Here is an 18,563-nt window from a genome sequence, read left to right as displayed (position 1 = left end):
AATCATTCTTTTAATGGTATTGGATCAATATATTTCCTACGATAATGGGTAAGGAATATCTCTGGGAGTACAGCTATGCGTTGGCAAGGTCGTCGTGAGAGTGACAATGTGGAGGATCGGCGGGGTGATTCATCCGGTGGCGGCGGTGGATTTAGACCGCCGATTGGTGGCAAGGGCGGTATTGTCATCCTGATTGTGGTGCTGGTCGCTGGCTACTATGGGGTTGATCTGACGCCCCTGTTGAACGGCAGTGATCCTATGTCACAAACCCAGACACAGCCGCGCTCATCAAGCTCCGTCAGCGCCAAAGATGACCAATATGCCAAATTCACCTCCGTAATTCTGGCTGACACAGAAGAGACCTGGAAACCGATTTTCCAGAAGATGGGGCGCACCTATCAAGAGCCTAAACTGGTGATGTACCGTGGCGCAACCCGCACCGGCTGCGGCACCGGCCAATCTGTGATGGGGCCGTTTTATTGCCCGGCAGACAGTACGGTTTATATCGATTTATCCTTCTATGAAGAGATGAAAAACAAGCTAGGTGCAGGCGGCGACTTTGCGCAGGCGTATGTAATTGCTCACGAAGTTGGGCATCATGTGCAGCACTTGATGGGCATCGATACCAAAGTGCGGCAACAGCAGCAGGGGGCGACGCAGGCACAGGCTAATCAGCTGTCGGTCAAAATGGAGTTACAGGCAGACTGTTTTGCTGGCGTGTGGGGCAAAGCGATGGATGAACAGCAGGTGCTGGAAGTTGGGGACTTGCAAGAAGCCCTGAATGCCGCGCAGGCCATTGGTGATGACCGGCTACAGCAGCAAAGCCAGGGGCGCGTGGTGCCTGACAGCTTCACTCACGGCACATCACAGCAACGTTATACCTGGTTTAAACGTGGATTCGACAGTGGCGACCCCAATAGCTGCAACACCTTTGCCAGCCGCTAATAGCGCTAGAACCTCGCGTCAGCAGCGATTATCATAAGAGCACTTTCTTCTTGCCGGCACTTTCGCTGCCGGCATCTCTTGCAAGGCAAGGATAACCATGGCCGCTCTCGATCCCACTTTATTGATTCTATTGGCGCTGGCCGCGCTCGGAATCATCAGCCACAATATGACCGTCACATTAGCCATTCTGACACTACTCGCCATTCGCATCACTCCCCTGAATCAGTTCTTCCCGTGGATAGAAAAATATGGCTTAACCATTGGCATCCTGATTTTGACCATTGGGGTGATGACCCCGATTGCCAGCGGTAAAATCAGCGCCAGCGAGGTGCTGCACTCCTTTGTGCAATGGAAATCGATACTAGCCATTGTGGTGGGGGTGGCTGTGTCGTGGCTCGGCGGGCGTGGGGTTTCGCTGATGACACATCAGCCGTCGGTGGTGGCTGGCCTATTGGTCGGGACAGTGCTGGGTGTTGCGCTGTTCAGAGGCGTACCGGTCGGGCCATTGATCGCTGCCGGGCTACTCTCGCTGGTGATTGGTAAATCCTAGCGTGAGCCAGGGGATAGTTGCCAGCCAACCGCTGATGGCACAGCAGGGGATTCGGCGTTTACTGGTGCTCAGTGGCAGTGCTGATTGGTCACGGCAACAGGCGCTAAATCTACGTCGGCAACTGCCGGGGGATTGGCTGTGGATTGGCGAGGAGTTCCCCGCGGATACTCAGGGGATCCGTCCGACTGCGGCAAAAACCTTATTGGGGCAGGAGTGGTTGCACGGCGTATTTGATGCCACTGATGGCTTGAATACCGAGGCGCTGGCGGTGCTGGCGGGAACATTGCAGGCCGGAAGCTGGCTGCTGCTCTTGGTGCCCGAGTGGGGCCGTTGGCCGCGCTTGCCCGATACCGATAGCTTGCGTTGGAGTGAGCAGGGCAGGCCCATCACCACGCCCAATTTTATCCAGCATCTGCAACGCCAGCTTCTGGCTGATCCCGATGTGGTGTTGTGGCAAGAGGGCCAGCCACAACCTGCGCCCATAGTGGGTTCACACCCCGACTGGCAGCGCCCAGACGGCTCTCCTACCCTTGAGCAACAAAATATTCTGCAACGTTTGATGCAGGCCAAAAAGGGAATTTGGGTGCTGACCGCCGCTCGCGGGCGCGGCAAGTCGACCTTAGCTGGCATGTTGGTGACGCAGTGGCAAGGCCAGTGCTGGGTGACCGGGCCGGGTAAGGCCGCCACGCAAGTTTTGAATGCGCGGGCTGGCGAACGGGCGCAGTTTTGGGCAGCGGACGCACTGTTGGATTACTGCCGGCAGCAGGATGTCAGTGAGGTTGACTGGCTATTGATTGACGAGGCCGCCGCTATTCCCGCCGCATTACTCACCGCGCTATTGGCCTACTTTCCACGGGCATTATTAACCACCACGGTACAGGGTTACGAAGGCACCGGACGCGGCTTTTTACTGAAGTTTTGCGCCAGCCTAAACGATTGGCACCATTTGACACTGACGAATCCGATCCGCTGGGCCAGTGACGATCCACTGGAGCGCATTGTGGATGCGGTGATGCTGTTTGATGATCAATGGTCACTCACGGCCCCCTCATCCTCGCCGGTTGATATCATCATCTGTGAGCAGCGCGATTGGCTGGATAATCCCGAATTACTGCGGCAGTTTTATGGTCTGCTCTCCAGTGCGCATTATCGGACCACACCACTGGATTTGCGGCGGTTGATGGATGCACCGGGTATGCATTTCTCTGCGGCGAAAGCGACTGATGCGGTGGTTGGCGCACTGTGGCTGGTGGATGAAGGTGGTTTGAGCCGTGAATTAGCCCAAGACGTTTGGGCGGGCAAGCGGCGGCCAAAGGGCAGTTTGGTGGCGCAATCACTGGCAGCGCACAGTGGGCAATGGCAAGCGCCGATCCTACTGTCACGGCGTATCAGCCGGGTGGCGGTCGCCCCATTATGGCGGCGGCAGGGGATTGCCCGCCAGATGATTGCCGCCGAGCAGGTGCGTGCGCAGCAACATCAGCTTGATTTTCTTTCGGTCAGTTTTGGTTATACAGCAGAATTAGCGCATTTTTGGCACACCTGTGGATTTCAACTGGTGCGCATTGGCAGCCACCAAGAGGCCAGTAGCGGCTGCTATGCCGCCATGGCGCTGCTCCCTTTGAGTCGCGCCGGGCAAGCACTCAGTGACGCGGCACGGCAGCAATTAGAGCGAGATTGGTATTGGTTGCAGCAATGGATTGAGATCGACACGCCAGCATCGCTATCCCTGCCTGAGCAACCTGATGTCACCTTAGATGACGACGACTGGCGTGAATTAGCGGGTTTTGCCTTTGCTTCCCGCCCGTTAGAGGCCAGTTTGCCTGCGTTGCAGCGCCTGTTAGTGCAAAGTGAATTACCCCTTCCTGCGCTGCGGCAATATTTGCAGCAGGGTGTTCCACTTGCGGAGATTGTTAGCTCACAGGGTCTTTCTGGGCGCAAGGCGTTAGTGGCGCGTTGGCGGCAGGAGGCAGCCGAAGGAGTGCGGGGGATTGATTCTATTAAGGTGGGGTTGATACACCGAACCTGCTGGTGATCACCTTCAATAATTCCCACCAACTCCATCAATAAAACCCAATATCCTTGCGGCACGAGCGGTCGTATAGTAATGCTATCGTCACTCAATGATTGAAGGCCCTAATGAATCAACAACATATCGTGGTGCAGCAACCCGCCAAGGCAGAACAATTGATTTTACTGTTCCATGGGGTCGGCGACAGTGCCGCTGGCATGGCACCGGTAGGCAGCCATTTCGCGCAAGCTTTTCCTCAGGCGCTGGTGGTCAGCATTGATGGGCCGTTTGCCAGCAGTATGGGCAATGGACGGCAGTGGTTTTCGGTCCAGGGAATTACCGAAGAGGGCCGCCAGGGGCGTATCGATGAAGTGATCCCTCAATGGGTTGCCACGGTGCGTCAATGGCAGCAACAAAGCGGTTTGGGGGTGCAGCAGACCACGCTGGTTGGCTTCTCGCAGGGCACTATCATGTCATTAGAGGGGGTGAAAGCGCAGCCACAGTTAGCCGGGCGGATTATTGCCTTCAGCGGGCGGTTTGCCACTTTGCCACAGCAACCGATAGCTGATGTGGTTATCCATCTGATCCATGGCGAGCAGGATGGTGTGATAGCCGTAGAACACGCCAAAAAAGCGGCCAGCAGCTTAACGGCATTAGGCAATGATGTGACGTTGGATCTTGTACCCAACATGGGGCATGGCATCAATCAGCCGATGCTAGAGCAGGCGATTGCCCATTTGCATCAGGATCTTGCCGCGAGATAAAGGTTATTGGCGAAGGGGGTTATCCCTTCGCGGGGTTGTTCGCGATCGGTCTACTTTTTCTTGTTTTTATCCGGCCAGTCATCGTCGTCGTCCCACTCCGCATTATTGTCGCGGTGGGGTGGGATCTCCGGCTTATTACTCAAAAAGCGTTTATGGTCGAGACGGCGCAACTCTTTGATACCGTTTAAAATAATCCCCGCCAGTAGGATAAGGATAATCCACCAGTAATCTGCTAGCCATTGCATGGTTAAAATCCCTCTAGAGTGGGTGTCACGATAAATCGTGAAAAAATCATGGGTAAATGACTCGCTAGCCACTCACTGCCCGCCACATCCTGTGATTGCCAGGCTTCCAGCAAGATTTTGGGTGTCAGTAAATGCGCCGCCGTGACGGCTAACGGGCGATAGCTCAAGTGCCAGGGCTCTGCGGCAACGCCGCCACTCTCCTCGCTAAAAGGCCGGTAAAAACCAAATTCAGCCATATGCGCACTTAGCCATTGGGTGAGCGGATAAAAATAGCCGCCAGCCTGGTACTCCCATGGCTCCAGCTGTAGTTTGGTCTGCGCGGGTAGCAAGGAGGGATCGTAAATATCCAGATCACTGCCCCAGTGATGGCGGCTGGCCCCCGGCAGGGCAGACCAACGCAAAATAGCTTCACAGCGGGCCGCATCGTCAAGCTGACTGATATCTATCGGATGGCTCTCTTTATCTAATACTGGTCGCTCACCGCGAAATTTACCATTCCAAATCGCTAATTGGCGGTCAAAATCGCGAAAAGTGCTGGCAGGCTGTAGATCAAAACCTGCCGCTTTCGCCGCCTGTTGCATGGCCCGAAAGGCCTCAACGGCTTGCGGCTGTAGACGGTGATTGCCGGTTAACACCACTAAATGTTCCGTTGAGCGCCCGGTAAGCATCTGTGGGGTTAATGTGTTAACTGTCATGCGATAAGTTGCTCCATGATTCGCTGATACATCCGGCTTAGCAGTTGTAAATCAGCAGCATGAACACACTCATTCACTTTATGGATAGTGGCATTAACCGGCCCCAGCTCCACTACCTGAGCGCCCATTAAGGCGATAAAACGACCATCCGAGGTGCCACCGGTAGTGAGTAGTTGCGGCGTGATTTCAGCATAATGCTCAACGGCGTTAACCACCGCATCGACCAGCGCGCCTCGGGCGGTCAGGAAGGGTTGGCCGGAGAGCACCCACTCCAGGCTGTAATTGAGTTGATGGCGATCCAGCAGGGCTTCAACCCGCTGCTTAATCAGACTGTCGGTCAGTTCAGTGCTGAAACGGAAGTTGAACTGCACGTAGAACTCACCGGGGATCACGTTATTGCTGCCCGTGCCCGCGTGTAAGTTAGCAATCTGCATACTGGTGGCTGGGAAGAACTCATTGCCTTCATCCCAGCGGGTGGCAACTAACTCATTCAGGGCTGGCATGGCGCGGTGCACCGGGTTGTCAGCCAAATGGGGGTAGGCCACATGCCCTTGAATACCGTGGATGCGCAGATTGGCGGTGATCGAGCCTCGGCGGCCATTTTTCACCACATCGCCGACTCTATCGGTACTGGAGGGTTCGCCAACCAGACAATAATCTAGCCGTTCATTGCGCGCCATCAGCGCATTAACCACTTTTACGGTGCCATTAATCGCTTTGGCCTCTTCATCGGAGGTGATCATAAATGCCAGGCGGCCTTTATGATTCGGGTGCGCGGCAACAAAACGTTCGGCGGCGACCACCATAGCGGCCAGTGAGCCTTTCATATCGGCAGCACCACGGCCATACAACATGCCATCACGAATGGTCGGCTCAAAGGGTGGAGTGCTCCAATGGCTCTCATCACCGGTTGGCACCACGTCGGTATGACCGGCAAACGCCAGCGTCTCGCCTTCGCCACGCCATGCCCAGAAATTAAGGGTATCGCCAAAATTCATCGGTTCGACAGTAAAACCAATCGCCTCTAAGCGCTTGATCATGATCTCCTGGCAACCCGCATCATTCGGGCTGAGCGACGGGCGCTTAATTAATTGTTGGGCCAGTTCGATTACCGGACAGATCATGTTATTGCACCTCAATTGCGGTTTGGTTTTGGATAAAGGATTGATAGCTTTCAATGTTGAAGCCCAGCAGCATGTTGCCATTGGCGGCTTCCAACAGTGGACGTTTGATAATGGCGGGCTGCTCTAACATCAGCACTTTGGCGGTTTGGGCATCGGTGATGCTGTCTCGCTGGGCTTCTGGCAGCTTGCGCCAGGTGGTGCCGCGTGTGTTGAGTAGCGGCTGCCAACCCAGCTGATCGATAAAGCCTTGCAGACGTTCGTCACTCAATCCATCCACGCGATAATCGTGGAACTGATAGGCAATACCTTGTTCTTCCAGCCAGCGGCGGGCCTTTTTTATGGTATCGCAATTTTTAATGCCATAAAGGCGCAATGATGGGGTGGCTGGGCTATCTGACATGGAAAAATAGTACCTCGGCTAGAGTGGCAAAACAGGTCAGCTATTGATGCGGCTGCCCGGCTCAAGAGGAGCAATTAGCCCATAATGCGGGAAAATGAGGTTTGGATCCAGACGGCTATGGGTTGTTTGGCGTTCCGACAATCAGGTATGAGCTGCGGTTTTAGCCGATAGCGTCAAGGTCAACGGCATATTGGCGCAGCGCTTTTTGGTAAAGGCTGATCTCTTGATGGTTTGAGGTCTGCGCCAACAGTAGTAGCAAAGCTGCAACCGCCTCTTGGGTTTCACCCAGATTGTGCAGCGTCATGGCGCGAAACAAGGTTATCTCTTTCGCTTGCGGGAAGGCCGTCAGCGCGCGGTCAAGTGTCTCTAACGATGCTTGATATAACCCCAGTTCCCGATAAGTGCTACCCAGCCCCAAATAGGCCTCCTGTAGCTCTTTACCCACCAGATGGTGTTCAATGGCAGCACGATAGAAGGGGATTGCCTGTAGCTCCAACCCCTGCACGTCATACAGGGAGGCGATTTTATACATCAGACTGGCGTTATCGGGTGAGTGGAGCAGCAACTTCTGCGCCATTGCCAGCGCATCATTATAACGGCCCAGCTCTTTTAACGAGTCGATGGAGTGTTTCATGGTTTCACACTGTCATTTAAGTGACACACAGTCATTTAAGTTTCACACAGTAATTAATTAGCAAACTGCTCGAATTAATGAGCACGCTACTCCGGAATTGTACCTCTGGCAAGCTGAGCGCAGCCAATTCGCCTATCAACAGTGTCGCCCCTCCCCGAAGTGAATCTTTGCCGCAGATCTTTTAGAGAGAGTTAAGGTAATAATAGCGCGATAAATGAGCGCCATCACAAAATAAGAAGACAAAAAATTAACTTCATTGCTTAGCGACACATATTAACTATATGTTATTTTTTCGTTCCATAAATGGATATTGGAGTTAATTATATGTTAAGGAAATTTAAAGTATTAATGATGGCGACGGCGGCATTAGCCACTCTTCCAGCCGCAGCTCAACTCCCAACTTATTACCCTGCTGATTATCAAAACATTATTGATGGTGCCAAAAAAGAGGGCAAAGTGGTGGTGTATGCCTCGACGGATATCAAAGCCGCTGCGCCGCTGATTAAGGGATTCGAAGCCGCCTATCCGGGGATTAAGGTCGAATACAACGACATGAACAGCACCGAGTTATACAACCGCTACATCAGTGAGCAGGCATCAGGTAGCCTCAGCGGTGACGTGGTATGGAGCTCCTCAATGGATACGGCGCTGAAGTTGGCTACCGACTATGCGCAGGAGTACCTCTCTCCAGAGCAGGGTGAGCTGCCAACATGGGCGGTATGGAAAAACAGGGCCTACGGCACCACTTACGAGCCGGTGGTTTTCATCTATAACAAGCGCCTGATCCCCGCAGCAGATGTGCCGACGACCCATGCCGCACTGGCAAAACTCATCGCCAGCCAGCCTGATAAATTCAAAAAGAGAGTGACCACCTATGATATTGAAAAATCAGGTTTAGGTTTCATGCTGTCGGTGCAGGATTTCAAAGCTGATCCTAACTACTTTGCGACACTGGCTGATATCGCCAAGGGCGGGCTGACGGTGCAATCCTCCACCGGTACGATGATGGAAAGGGTGTCATCTGGTGAGAATCTGATTGGCTTTAATATCCTCGGCTCTTACGCCGAAACTCGTGCGAAAACAGACCCTTCTCTTGGGATCTCCTACCCGCAGGACTACACCCTGGTGCTGTCGCGAGTCACATTTATCAGTAAAAATGCGACCAATAATAATGCGGCCAAACTGTGGGTTAACTACGTGCTATCAGAAGCGGGCCAAAATATTTTGGCTAATCAGTCAGATATTCCTTCAATTCGCAACGATATCGAGGGTAACAACGACATCGATGGCATGACCAAGAAGCTCGGTAATGCGCTCAAACCGATCGCGGTTGATGAGAGCCTGTTGGAGTATATGGAGCAGGCTAAACGTCTGGATTACATCAAACAGTGGCGCAGCGCGGCCGCGAAATAAGGGATCCCCCTGGTGCGTATCAGTGGCGGTACGCACTCTGATTTTACTGGTTTTATCATGGATTTTTAACCAACGGGACTCATTATGAAAGCATTGCGCAGAAAGTGGCAAAGCTTGCCGCGCGGCTTGGTGGTATTGATAACCACACTGGTTATCTACGTGCCACTGTCATTTATTGTTATTCAAAGTTTCCTTTCTGCCCCCTTTTTCTCACCGAGCAAAGTGTTCAGCCTTGAGGCATTCCGCTTCATTTTTGCTGATCCCGATTTTTATAAGGCGCTGAAAAGTGGTTTTATTCTGGCTTTCGGGCTGGTGGTTATCGCTATTCCGTTGGGGGGGATCCTGGCCTTTTTGATGGTCAGGACTGATTTACCTGGCCGCCGGATCATCGAACCGCTGATTTTGGTGCCTATTTTTGTCTCGCCCATGGTATTGGGGTTTGGCTACGTGGTGGCAGCAGGACCGGTGGGATTCTTCTCCCTGTGGGCGGAGTCATTGATCGGTTTTGTGCCCTGGAATATTTATGCGATGTCGAGCATCGTGGTGATTGCGGGCCTGACCCACGTTCCCCACGCCTACCTCTATATCTCATCGGCGCTGCGCAGTGTCGGTTCTGATGTGGAAGAGGCGGCACGCACGGCAGGAGCCTCGCCATTGCAGGTGATGACGGCGGTGAGTTTGCCGATGGTGCGCCCGTCGATTTTGTATATCACCGTATTGCTGTTCTTCCTTGGACTGGAAGTGTTCGGGCTGATGCTGGTATTGGGCGATCCTGAGGGCAACCTGGTGTTGGCGACCTATCTCTACCAACTGACCAATAAGCTGGGAACCCCCTCTTACCATCTGATGGCCGCTGTGGCGGTGATACTTATCTGCATCACCATTCCGTTGGTGATGTTACAGCGGGTACTGATGCGTACCGCCAACCGTTTTGTTACGGTCAAAGGTAAAGCGTCTCAGGCGCGACTGTTACCTCTGGGCAAGTGGCGTTGGATTGCCGGTGGTGTGGTGGCGTTTTGGCTGACGGTTACCATTGGCGTGCCGCTGCTGGGAGTGGTGCTACGTGCTTTTGTCTCTAACTGGGGCATGGGGGTATCGCTCTGGGATGAGCTATCGCTCAACACTTTCCGCACCATCTGGCAGCAACCTAACTTGCTGCGGGCCATCGTCAACTCGATGGCGATCGGGGTATTTGGCGGCGCGTTGGCAGTTATCTGCTATCTGTTTATCGGCATTGCGATGCACCGTAAACCTGATGGCGTGACGCGTTTCCTTGATTACAGCGTATTAGTACCGCGTGCGGTGCCGGGGCTGCTGGCGGGGCTGGCATTTTTATGGGTCTTCCTGTTCCTGCCGATGTGGCTGGATAACTCCTTGAAAGAGGGCTGGTTATCCTCGCTGCCAATGGCCGAGTGGTTACGGGGGAATCTGGTGGTGTGGCTCCGCTCTCTGCGCAGCACCATTTTTAGTGTCTGGCTGGCGTACACCGTGGTGTGGATGGCCTATGGCCTGCGGCTGATCTCGTCGACTTTGCTGCAAGTCGGGCCTGAGTTGGAAGAAGCGGCCCGCAGCAACGGCGCCAGCCGGGGTCAGGTGACTCGCCATGTCACCATTCCACTATCCCGCTATGGCCTGATTGGTTCGTGGCTGCTGATGTTTCTGATTTTTGAGCGCGAATACTCCACCGGGGTTTATCTGCTGTCACCGGGTACGGAAACCATTGGCTCGATGCTGGTTTCACTGTGGGCGGCGGGGGCGATTGATATCGTTGCCGCGCTCTCCTTTATTAATATCCTGCTGGTGGTGTTGGGGCTGGGTATTGCATTGCGCTTTGGAGTTAAACTAAATGATTGAATTATCAGTAGATAACCTGCATTTAACCTATGGCGACAACCCGGTCTTGAAAGGGGTGTCGATGCAATTAAAGCGCGGCGAAGTGGTCTCTCTGCTGGGGCCATCGGGGAGTGGGAAAACCACCTTACTGCGCGCAGTAGCGGGTTTGGAGAAACCGAGTCAGGGTTGCATTATCATTGGTGAAAACAGGGTTTATGATGGTAAAACGAACCGCGAAATCCCCGCCGAAGAGCGAAATCTGGGCTTGGTGTTCCAGTCTTATGCTTTGTGGCCCCATAAAACGGTATTTGAGAATATTGCTTACCCGCTGAAGTTGCGCAAAACGTCGGCGGCGGAGATCACTCAGCGGGTGCAAGCGGTGCTCGACCAACTGGGGCTGGGGGCGCTGGGTCATCGCCATCCCCATCAGCTCTCTGGTGGGCAGCAGCAGCGTGTTGCCATTGGTCGTGCACTGGTCTATAACCCGCCGGTTATTCTGCTGGATGAGCCGCTGTCAAATCTGGACGCCAAATTGCGCGAGGAAGCACGGGTGTTCCTACGTGAATTGATCATCAAACTCGGCTTGTCGGCGCTGATGGTGACTCATGACCAAAATGAGGCGATGGCAATCTCTGATCGTATTTTGCTGCTGAATAACGGCAAAATTGAGCAGCAGGGGACGCCACAGGAGATGTACGGTTCGCCAACGACGCTTTTTACCGCAGAATTTATGGGCAGCAATAACCGCTTACATGGCAAGGTCACGCAGGTCAGTGAGGGTAAGGCGCGCATTGAAGGTAAAGATTGGGCGCTGTGGGGATGGGCGGGCGAAGGAGTCACTGCGGGGCAGGAAGGCACGGCAGTGATCCGAGTCGAACGGGTCAATCTGGCGGATGATCCGAACGGTAACCAGCTCAATTTACCCCTGCTGACCAGCATGTATCTGGGCGACCGTTGGGAATATCTGTTCCGCACTGCGGCTGACGATTTTGTGATCCGCGCTTATGGCGCTGAGGTTCGCCGCGAGGAGCTATGCTCGCTCTCTTTACCGATCGAGCATCTGTGGGTCTTCCCTAAGGGATAAAGCTGACTTGCTGTGATGTTCAGTATCTGAGCTGCTTTAAGTAAAAGCGGCTCAGACTGATGACAGACCTCGATGACTCGATCTAAAACGGTGAGGACAGGTGGAGGAGTAACGCGTCCGCGCCAGGGAGGGCGTGGCTCGAGCCTCCAGGGACGGCTTTTTTTTCAAAGGACAGACGGCGTCTTTACGATCTGCCTGTTCTCTCCGTCACTGGCACTTTGTCAATAACCTCAAGCAGCTCTTTTTTATTGCTCAACTCATTCGCCTGCTTTCTATTTTGACTGTTCAAATAATAGGCGTATAATGACTCGCGATAATTAGAGAGGACGTTATGGTTGAGTTTGAGTTAAGTACGTGGAAAGAGTTTATCGATGCTATGCTGCGTAAGGCGTAAGCGAATAAACCGGCAGTAAGAGTTATTATCTTTTTGTTGTTTTATCGATACAGATCCAGGGGCGAGTGATCGCTCGCAGAAAGGCAGAACCGTTGAGGTATCTGCCTTTTTTATCGACAAATTCTCGCTAACTGTTTTGATATTGGTAGCCCAACCATGGGACGACAATATTGCCGCTATTGATCAGAAAGAAGCGCTCAAAACCGGGGATCAGGACATGGGTTACCGTGCAACCTGCAGCACTCTGATAGAGGATAGTGATCAGCACCAGGTGCCCTTGCGCATTTAACCCTCGCTCGACATGCAGTAGTTGATCAATCACCGGCGTGATGGGTTCATCTTCTGGAATATCGACAGCTTGTAAGGTCCGATCAGCTAATAATCCGGGTAAATTAGCTTTACAGCTACGGCGGAGCTTTGGCCATGGCGATAGACGCCGCAAGTAATGATGTTGTGCCTCAATGAGATGAGGGTGTCGGGCTGCAATGGAATGAAATTGAACCAGCTCTGTAATGGCTCTGGATAGGGCATAGTAGGGCGAGAGGGATGTTCCTGCGCCAAATAAGTGTATCGCCTGGCAGGGTTTGTGGCCGAAAGCGATGAAGGTCCGGCAGACGCAAGAGTGGCTGATTTCCAGTACTGTAATTTGGTCCGCTATTTCAGCCTCAGCATGGCACCATAAATGATGAAGATCTTGTTGTAGTGAATCCCGGTTCACCCGCCGTAACTCATCATCACTCTCCTGATAAAAGTAGTTAATCAAAAATTGTGAAATATCTTCACGCTCAATACTTTCATTAACTGCATGTAGAGTGGCTTCTTGAAAAGAGGAGCCAATAGCCGTGCCACTGTTGCTGGAATAGCGGCGTAATACCTGATAATCGAAGTCATCTCCCTCAATAGGCGAATCGGCGTAATCGGGGGTTGAAAAGGCGACCGGGTAAAAAACAGAAATATCGCCAGTGATATTTCGGTAATGGCGGCAGCCAATTTTTGTATCTGGCTGAGTTTGCAACAAACTTCTAACGAAATCATACTCTTTTAATGTGTGTTGCAGCTTATTTGTTTTACATAATGATATTTCACCGAACTTTTGATGATTTGTTGAAATATAGTGTTCAAATGCTTCATAAAAAGAGCCGATTAATGCTGCGCCATCAATACCTTTGCCAATACCTTGACTCAGTAGATTATTATTATGGTCATAAATATCACAGGTGGTAGTAATAATATTTTGACCCAGATTCTCTATATAGGGGGTCATACTGTTCCCCTGAAACTCAGTCAAAATTCGTTTTTGGGCTTCAGCTAAGGTGATTTCACGCTCATAAGGTAATTCCATATATTTACCTCCAATAAACAATCAATTAAGGAAGCCAAGGCTTCCTTAATTATGGTGCTATTCATTTTCCAGTTCAGCTAACTCCTTTTCTGTTAAACAATTAATGTGTTCATTGTTCTCAATTGATTCATTTTCATCAACTTTGTTTGGTAACAAACCGAGAATACCCATGATGATATCTCCTGACTTTATTGTGGTTAATATAATGTTGTGTTTTCACGCCAATATAGCAACGTGATAGATAAATATGGATTATGATTTAAAAATGATCAATGCATGGCGCGAATATATTAAGATTATTTTTGTTTGATTATTAATTACTTATTAGAAAACTATTAATATAATGATTTATTATTTTGCTCTTTATTTAAAATAAAAAGGTGACATTAATTATTAATATCACCTTTTTCACGTCATATATCGCTGTTTACTGATTATTTATAGGTTAATGTTTACTCTTTCCCTCGCGGTGCTCTGCCGGGGAAGCGACGGCGAACCAGGACAAAGAACAGCGGCACAAAGAATATCGCCAATACAGTGGCAGAGATCATCCCGCCCATCACCCCGGTCCCTACCGCATGTTGGCTACCGGAACCCGCCCCCTGACTGATCGCCATTGGCAACACACCAAAAACAAACGCCAGTGAGGTCATCAGAATGGGCCGCAGCCGCTGGCGTGATGCCTCCAGTGTGGCCTCCACCAGGTCTTTGCCTTTGTTGTTCAATTCACTGGCAAACTCGACAATCAAAATAGCGTTTTTGGCCGATAGCCCGATGATGGTCAGCAGCCCAACCTGGAAATAGACGTCATTCTCCAGCCCACGCATCCAGGTGGCGGCAACCGCACCAATCACCCCAAGCGGCACCACCAGCATTACGGAGAAAGGGATTGACCAACTCTCATACAGTGCCGCCAGACACAAGAACACCACGAGCAGCGAAATGGCATAGAGGGCAGGGGCTTGTGAGCCAGATAGCCGCTCCTGATAGGACATGCCGGTCCACTCCAGACCAAAACCATTTGGCAGCTGTTTAACCAGATCCTCCATCACATTCATGGCGGTGCCGGTACTGACCCCCGGCGCGGCCTCGCCGACAATCTCCAGCGCCGAATAGCCGTTGTAGCGCTCAAGTCGCGGTGAACCATATTCCCAGCGAGTGGTAGAGAATGCGGAGAAAGGCACCATGCCGCCGCTTTTATTGCGCACATACCACTTATTGACGTCTTCCGGCAGCATACGGGCGGTGGCCTCAGACTGCACATAGACCTTTTTCACCCGTCCGCGATCAACAAAGTCGTTAACGTAAGTTGAACCCCAGGCGGTTTTCAGCGTGTTGTTGATATCATCCAGTGAGACCCCCAGCGCTTGCGCTTTGCGCTGATCAATATCTATCTGCAACTGCGGGCTATCATCCAACCCGTTATGCCGCACCCGTGTCAGGGCAGGGTCTTGGGACGCCATCTGCAACAACTGGTCACGGGCAGCCATCAGTTTATCGTGGCCTAAACCGCCGTGATCTTGCAACTCCATATCAAAACCGGAGGAGCCACCCAAACCTGAAATAGCCGGTGGGCTACTGACTGACACTTTGGCCTCGGTTATCTTATTAAAGGCTTTGGTCGCGCGCTCAATAATGGCAAAGGAGGAGTCATCACTGCTTTTTCGCAGCTCCCAATCAGACAGCCGGATGAATAACCGTGCCACGTTCTGGCCATTACCGCCGGGGCCGGAACCCACAGTTGAAAAGACCGACAGCACCGTATCTTTCTCGGTCGTCAGGAAGTAGTTCTCCACCTTCTCGACCACTTTCAGTGTCTGTTGCTGGGTGGAACCTACAGGCAACTGGACTTGCGCCATAAAGACGCCGCGATCTTCCAGTGGTAAAAACGAGGTCGGTAATTTGATGAACAACAGCGCCAGCCCGCCCAACAGCAGGAAGTAGAGCAGCATATAGCGCAGACTGTGGTGCAACACCCGCGCCACGCCCCGCTCGTACCGATGAGCGTTGCTATCAAACATGCGGTTGAACCAGCCGAAGAAGCCGCGTTTGGCGTGATGATGCCCCGGCCTGATAGGTTTGAGCATGGTCGCGCAAAGTGCCGGTGTCAGAATCAGTGCGACCAGCACTGAGAGCACCATGGCTGAGACGATGGTGATGGAGAACTGACGATAGATGGCCCCAGTGGTTCCGCCGAAGAATGCCATCGGAATAAATACCGCTGATAGCACCAGTGCAATCCCTACCAGTGCACCCTGGATCTGCCCCATGGATTTGCGCGTCGCTTCCCGTGGGTCTAATCCCTCTTCGCTCATGACGCGCTCGACGTTCTCCACCACCACGATGGCATCATCAACCAATAGCCCGATGGCGAGCACGACGGCAAATAGGGTTAAGGTATTAATACTAAAGCCAAATACCGATAGGATCGCGAAGGTCCCCAGCAACACTACTGGCACGGCGATAGTCGGGATCAGGGTGGCACGGAAATTTTGTAAGAACAGATACATCACCAGGAAAACCAGCAAAATGGCTTCCAACAGTGTTTTGACCACATCCTTGATTGAAGCTTTGACGAAGGGGGTGGTTTCATAAGCGATTTTGGCTTCAAGGCCATGGGGAAAGAAGGGCGCGAGTTCGGCCAGTCGGGCTTTTACCAGTGCATCGGTTTGCAGCTCATTGGCACCTGAGGCCAGTTTGACACTCATCCCCGACGCGGCTTGCCCGTTAAAACGGCTCAGATAGTCATATTTCTCGGCCCCCATCTCAATTTTTGCCACATCGCCCAAAGTGACCAGCGAACCGTCCTGGTTGACTCGTAGCGTGATTTCCCTGAATTGTTCGGGTGTTTGCAATTGAGATTGTGCATTAATGGTGGCATTCAATGCCTGATTATCAACCGAAGGTGTCCCGCCCAATTGCCCGACGGCTATCTGGCTGTTTTGCGACTGGATAGCGGTGACAATATCCTGTGTAGTGAGTTGATAATTATTGAGTTTGTTAGGATCGAGCCAGATACGCATCGCGTATTGCGAACCGAAAGCATCAATACTGCCGACCCCTTCGATTCGGCTAAGGGGGTCTTGCAGATTACTGGCGACATAGTCGGCAATATCTTGCTTATCCATGCTGCCATCGGTGGAGACAAAGGCCACCATCATCAGTGTGTTATCACCAGATTTTGAGACTGAAACCCCTTGCTGCTGTACATCCTGAGGCAGTTTTTTGATGGCAGATTGCAACTGGTTCTGAACTTGTTGCATGGCTTCGTTAGGGTTGGTGCCAGCCTGGAAAGTTAAGGTTATCGAGGCACTGCCGGAGTTGCTGCTCTGCGATGACATATACAGCAGATTATCCAGTCCGGTCATACTTTGCTCTATGACCTGCGTGACAGTATTTTCCAGGGTTTGCGCCGAAGCACCGGGGTAGGAGGCACTGATGCGCACAGTCGGCGGTGCCAGATTGGGGTATTGCTCAATCGGCAGTGTTGAGATTGCCAATGCCCCAGTGAGACACATAATTATCGCCAATACCCAGGCAAATATCGGGCGGTCGATGAAAAAGTTTGCCATGCAGTGCCAACCTCTATAGAAAAAATGATTTGCAGCCAAATCTACACTGCACTCTACGCGGGAAAGCTGAAGGAAACGTGAAGAAAATAAGGAGAACCTGTAAAAAAACCTCGATAAAGCTGAGTTAATTCACCTTGATACAGAAAAGAGTGATAAACAGGTGTTTTTTCGGGTATCAAGTAGACTGAATAACAGTCACTCAACATAGGAATGTGTATGGAACTCAATCCGGTATTTGCCCGTCGTCTCTATTTGTGCTGGCTTATCAGCCGTGGTGACTCGTTGAACGTGCCGCGTTTGATGGAATTAACTGGCTGGCCACGGCGAACGTTGCAGGATGTCTTAAAAGCACTGCCCGGTTTGGGCGTCACGCTGACATTTGTGCAGCAGGGTGTGCGCAATAACGCGGGCTATTACCAGCTAGATAGCTGGGGGCCACTGAATAAAAAATGGATCTACGATAACCATGATTTTATCTTAGCGGCCATTGAATAGCCTTGCGGCTAGGGCTGTTGGCTGATAATTAACCAGCAAGGCGGCTGCTAGTATTTTTTATTTTCCAAAAACATGATGGTTGCCGCCACACGCGAACGCACATTCAACTTACGTAATAAATTACGGATATGCACTTTCACGGTCTCTTCGGAAATGTGTAACTCAAAGGCCACCTGTTTATTGGACATCCCGCGAGCCACTTCTTGTAGCACATCTAATTCGCGCTCGGTTAATTCACCGAAAGGATTAACCTGTTCGTGGCGAGAAGATAAATAGAGTGCGACTTCATCACTGAATACTTTTTCACCCTGTGCCGCCTGACGGATATTTTCTAGCAATATTTCCGGTTCGCTGTCTTTGAGCAGATAACCATCTGCACCGGCATCAATCATGGCATACACATCGTTGCGGGCATCAGAGACCGTGAGGATAATAATCCGCGCATCGACACCTTCATTTCTTAATGCTTTCAATGTATCCAGCCCAGACATTCCTTTCATATTCAGGTCGAGCAGAATGACATCCGGCTGACATCTGGCCGCTTCAATAACGGCATCACTGCCGCAGTTGGCCTCAGTAATGACATCAAAATTGCTATCTAGTTCAAGTAATTGGCGAATTCCTCGGCGCATTAACGGATGGTCATCGACGATCATAATGGTGTGACTTTTGGTCATAATAAGTAATATCCCTGTAACCGAAAAAACGGTTATACCGTTATTAACGTGAAATCGCAGGGGCTAGCGATGTGGGTTCACCCGGCTCAGTTAATCGAAATTAGCTTAATCTGGGGATGTTCTTTTGCTGCCCTACCTGCAATTCCAATGACTTTAGGTATAAGTATTTGCTGTAAAATGTGAATTATTTTTTGGTCACTAATTAGGCTAACCATGTTATTAATCGTAGTTAGTTGACCTATGATTTAAGTGTACCGCAGTCTTACCCTATTTCCTGCGGTAATTCACCTCCATAGTATAAGTGGGTTCCGATTGGATCTCTATTTTTTACCCGCGAGTCAGGAGTGACTGGTGTTTTAAAACAGCAGTCAAATTCATTTAACAGTTG

General features: G+C 51.5%; 16 protein-coding genes. 8 read left to right on the top strand and 8 right to left on the bottom strand.

The annotated features are described in order from the left end of the window. Positions 1-75 precede the first annotated feature (75 nt). The 4 genes from ypfJ (at position 76) to ypfH (ending at position 4,267) form a co-directional block, all read left to right on the top strand. On the top strand, positions 76-945 hold the full coding sequence (gene ypfJ, locus AACW11_RS00295; RefSeq protein ID WP_212585464.1) for a KPN_02809 family neutral zinc metallopeptidase: 870 nt from the start codon (positions 76-78) through the stop codon (positions 943-945). Between the two features lie 97 nt (positions 946-1,042). Continuing rightward, complete coding sequence (locus AACW11_RS00290) at positions 1,043-1,495, top strand: DUF441 domain-containing protein (RefSeq protein WP_004876835.1); 453 nt, start codon at positions 1,043-1,045, stop codon at positions 1,493-1,495. Between the two features lies 1 nt (position 1,496). Next, positions 1,497-3,527, top strand: a complete 2,031-nt coding sequence (locus AACW11_RS00285) for a tRNA(Met) cytidine acetyltransferase TmcA (RefSeq protein ID WP_339379031.1) — start codon at positions 1,497-1,499, stop codon at positions 3,525-3,527. Between the two features lie 104 nt (positions 3,528-3,631). Continuing rightward, positions 3,632-4,267 (top strand): esterase, encoded by a 636-nt coding sequence (gene ypfH / locus AACW11_RS00280; RefSeq protein WP_212585463.1) that lies wholly within the window; start codon positions 3,632-3,634, stop codon positions 4,265-4,267. Between the two features lie 50 nt (positions 4,268-4,317). Here the strand turns inward: ypfH and AACW11_RS00275 are convergent, their stop codons facing one another. From AACW11_RS00275 to AACW11_RS00255, 5 genes are all read right to left on the bottom strand, one after another. After that, positions 4,318-4,512, bottom strand: a complete 195-nt coding sequence (locus tag AACW11_RS00275) for a YpfN family protein (RefSeq protein WP_212585462.1) — start codon at positions 4,510-4,512, stop codon at positions 4,318-4,320. A 2-nt stretch (positions 4,513-4,514) separates the two neighbouring features. Further along, positions 4,515-5,207 (bottom strand): M15 family metallopeptidase, encoded by a 693-nt coding sequence (locus AACW11_RS00270; protein ID WP_212585461.1) that lies wholly within the window; start codon positions 5,205-5,207, stop codon positions 4,515-4,517. Continuing rightward, entirely contained in the window at positions 5,204-6,331 is a 1,128-nt protein-coding gene (dapE, locus tag AACW11_RS00265; protein WP_212585460.1) for a succinyl-diaminopimelate desuccinylase, read from the bottom strand. Before dapE ends, AACW11_RS00270 begins: the two co-directional genes overlap by 4 nt. Before the next feature lies 1 nt (position 6,332). Continuing rightward, positions 6,333-6,731 (bottom strand): ArsC family reductase, encoded by a 399-nt coding sequence (locus tag AACW11_RS00260; protein WP_212585459.1) that lies wholly within the window; start codon positions 6,729-6,731, stop codon positions 6,333-6,335. Between the two features lie 160 nt (positions 6,732-6,891). Beyond that, a complete protein-coding gene (locus AACW11_RS00255) occupies positions 6,892-7,365 on the bottom strand; it encodes a tetratricopeptide repeat protein (protein ID WP_212585458.1) in 474 nt (157 codons plus the stop codon). Between the two features lie 324 nt (positions 7,366-7,689). Here AACW11_RS00255 and AACW11_RS00250 point away from each other — a divergent pair, with 324 nt between their 5' ends. The 3 genes from AACW11_RS00250 to AACW11_RS00240 all read left to right on the top strand — a co-directional run bounded on the left by AACW11_RS00250 (position 7,690) and on the right by AACW11_RS00240 (position 11,695). Next, the gene (locus tag AACW11_RS00250) at positions 7,690-8,778 is read left to right on the top strand and encodes an ABC transporter substrate-binding protein (RefSeq protein WP_212585457.1); all 1,089 of its coding nucleotides are present in this window, start codon (positions 7,690-7,692) and stop codon (positions 8,776-8,778) included. An 84-nt stretch (positions 8,779-8,862) separates the two neighbouring features. Then, entirely contained in the window at positions 8,863-10,632 is a 1,770-nt protein-coding gene (locus AACW11_RS00245) for an ABC transporter permease (protein WP_005273344.1), read from the top strand. After that, the gene (locus AACW11_RS00240) at positions 10,625-11,695 is read left to right on the top strand and encodes an ABC transporter ATP-binding protein (RefSeq protein ID WP_212585456.1); all 1,071 of its coding nucleotides are present in this window, start codon (positions 10,625-10,627) and stop codon (positions 11,693-11,695) included. The genes AACW11_RS00245 and AACW11_RS00240 overlap by 8 nt, the downstream gene beginning before the upstream one ends. Before the next feature lie 521 nt (positions 11,696-12,216). Here the strand turns inward: AACW11_RS00240 and AACW11_RS00235 are convergent. Together AACW11_RS00235 and acrD are read right to left on the bottom strand one after the other, a co-directional pair. Beyond that, on the bottom strand, positions 12,217-13,431 hold the full coding sequence (locus AACW11_RS00235; RefSeq protein WP_212585455.1) for a YcaO-like family protein: 1,215 nt from the start codon (positions 13,429-13,431) through the stop codon (positions 12,217-12,219). Between the two features lie 452 nt (positions 13,432-13,883). Further along, positions 13,884-17,003 carry a multidrug efflux RND transporter permease AcrD gene (gene acrD / locus AACW11_RS00230; RefSeq protein ID WP_212585454.1) on the bottom strand — a complete coding sequence of 1,040 codons (3,120 nt, stop codon included), beginning with the start codon at positions 17,001-17,003 and terminating at the stop codon, positions 13,884-13,886. A gap of 216 nt (positions 17,004-17,219) precedes the next feature. Between acrD and AACW11_RS00225 the strand changes: the two genes are divergently transcribed. After that, complete coding sequence (locus AACW11_RS00225) at positions 17,220-17,498, top strand: winged helix-turn-helix domain-containing protein (RefSeq protein WP_212585453.1); 279 nt, start codon at positions 17,220-17,222, stop codon at positions 17,496-17,498. 47 nt (positions 17,499-17,545) lie between these two features. Here the strand turns inward: AACW11_RS00225 and AACW11_RS00220 are convergent, their stop codons facing one another. Next, complete coding sequence (locus AACW11_RS00220) at positions 17,546-18,175, bottom strand: response regulator (RefSeq protein ID WP_212585452.1); 630 nt, start codon at positions 18,173-18,175, stop codon at positions 17,546-17,548. Positions 18,176-18,563 lie beyond the last annotated feature (388 nt).

This window comes from Yersinia sp. Marseille-Q3913 (assembly GCF_963892745.1).
Lineage (GTDB): Bacteria > Pseudomonadota > Gammaproteobacteria > Enterobacterales > Enterobacteriaceae > Yersinia > Yersinia bercovieri.
Note: the sequence above shows the minus strand (reverse complement) of the source record. Positions and strands in the feature narration are given on the sequence as shown.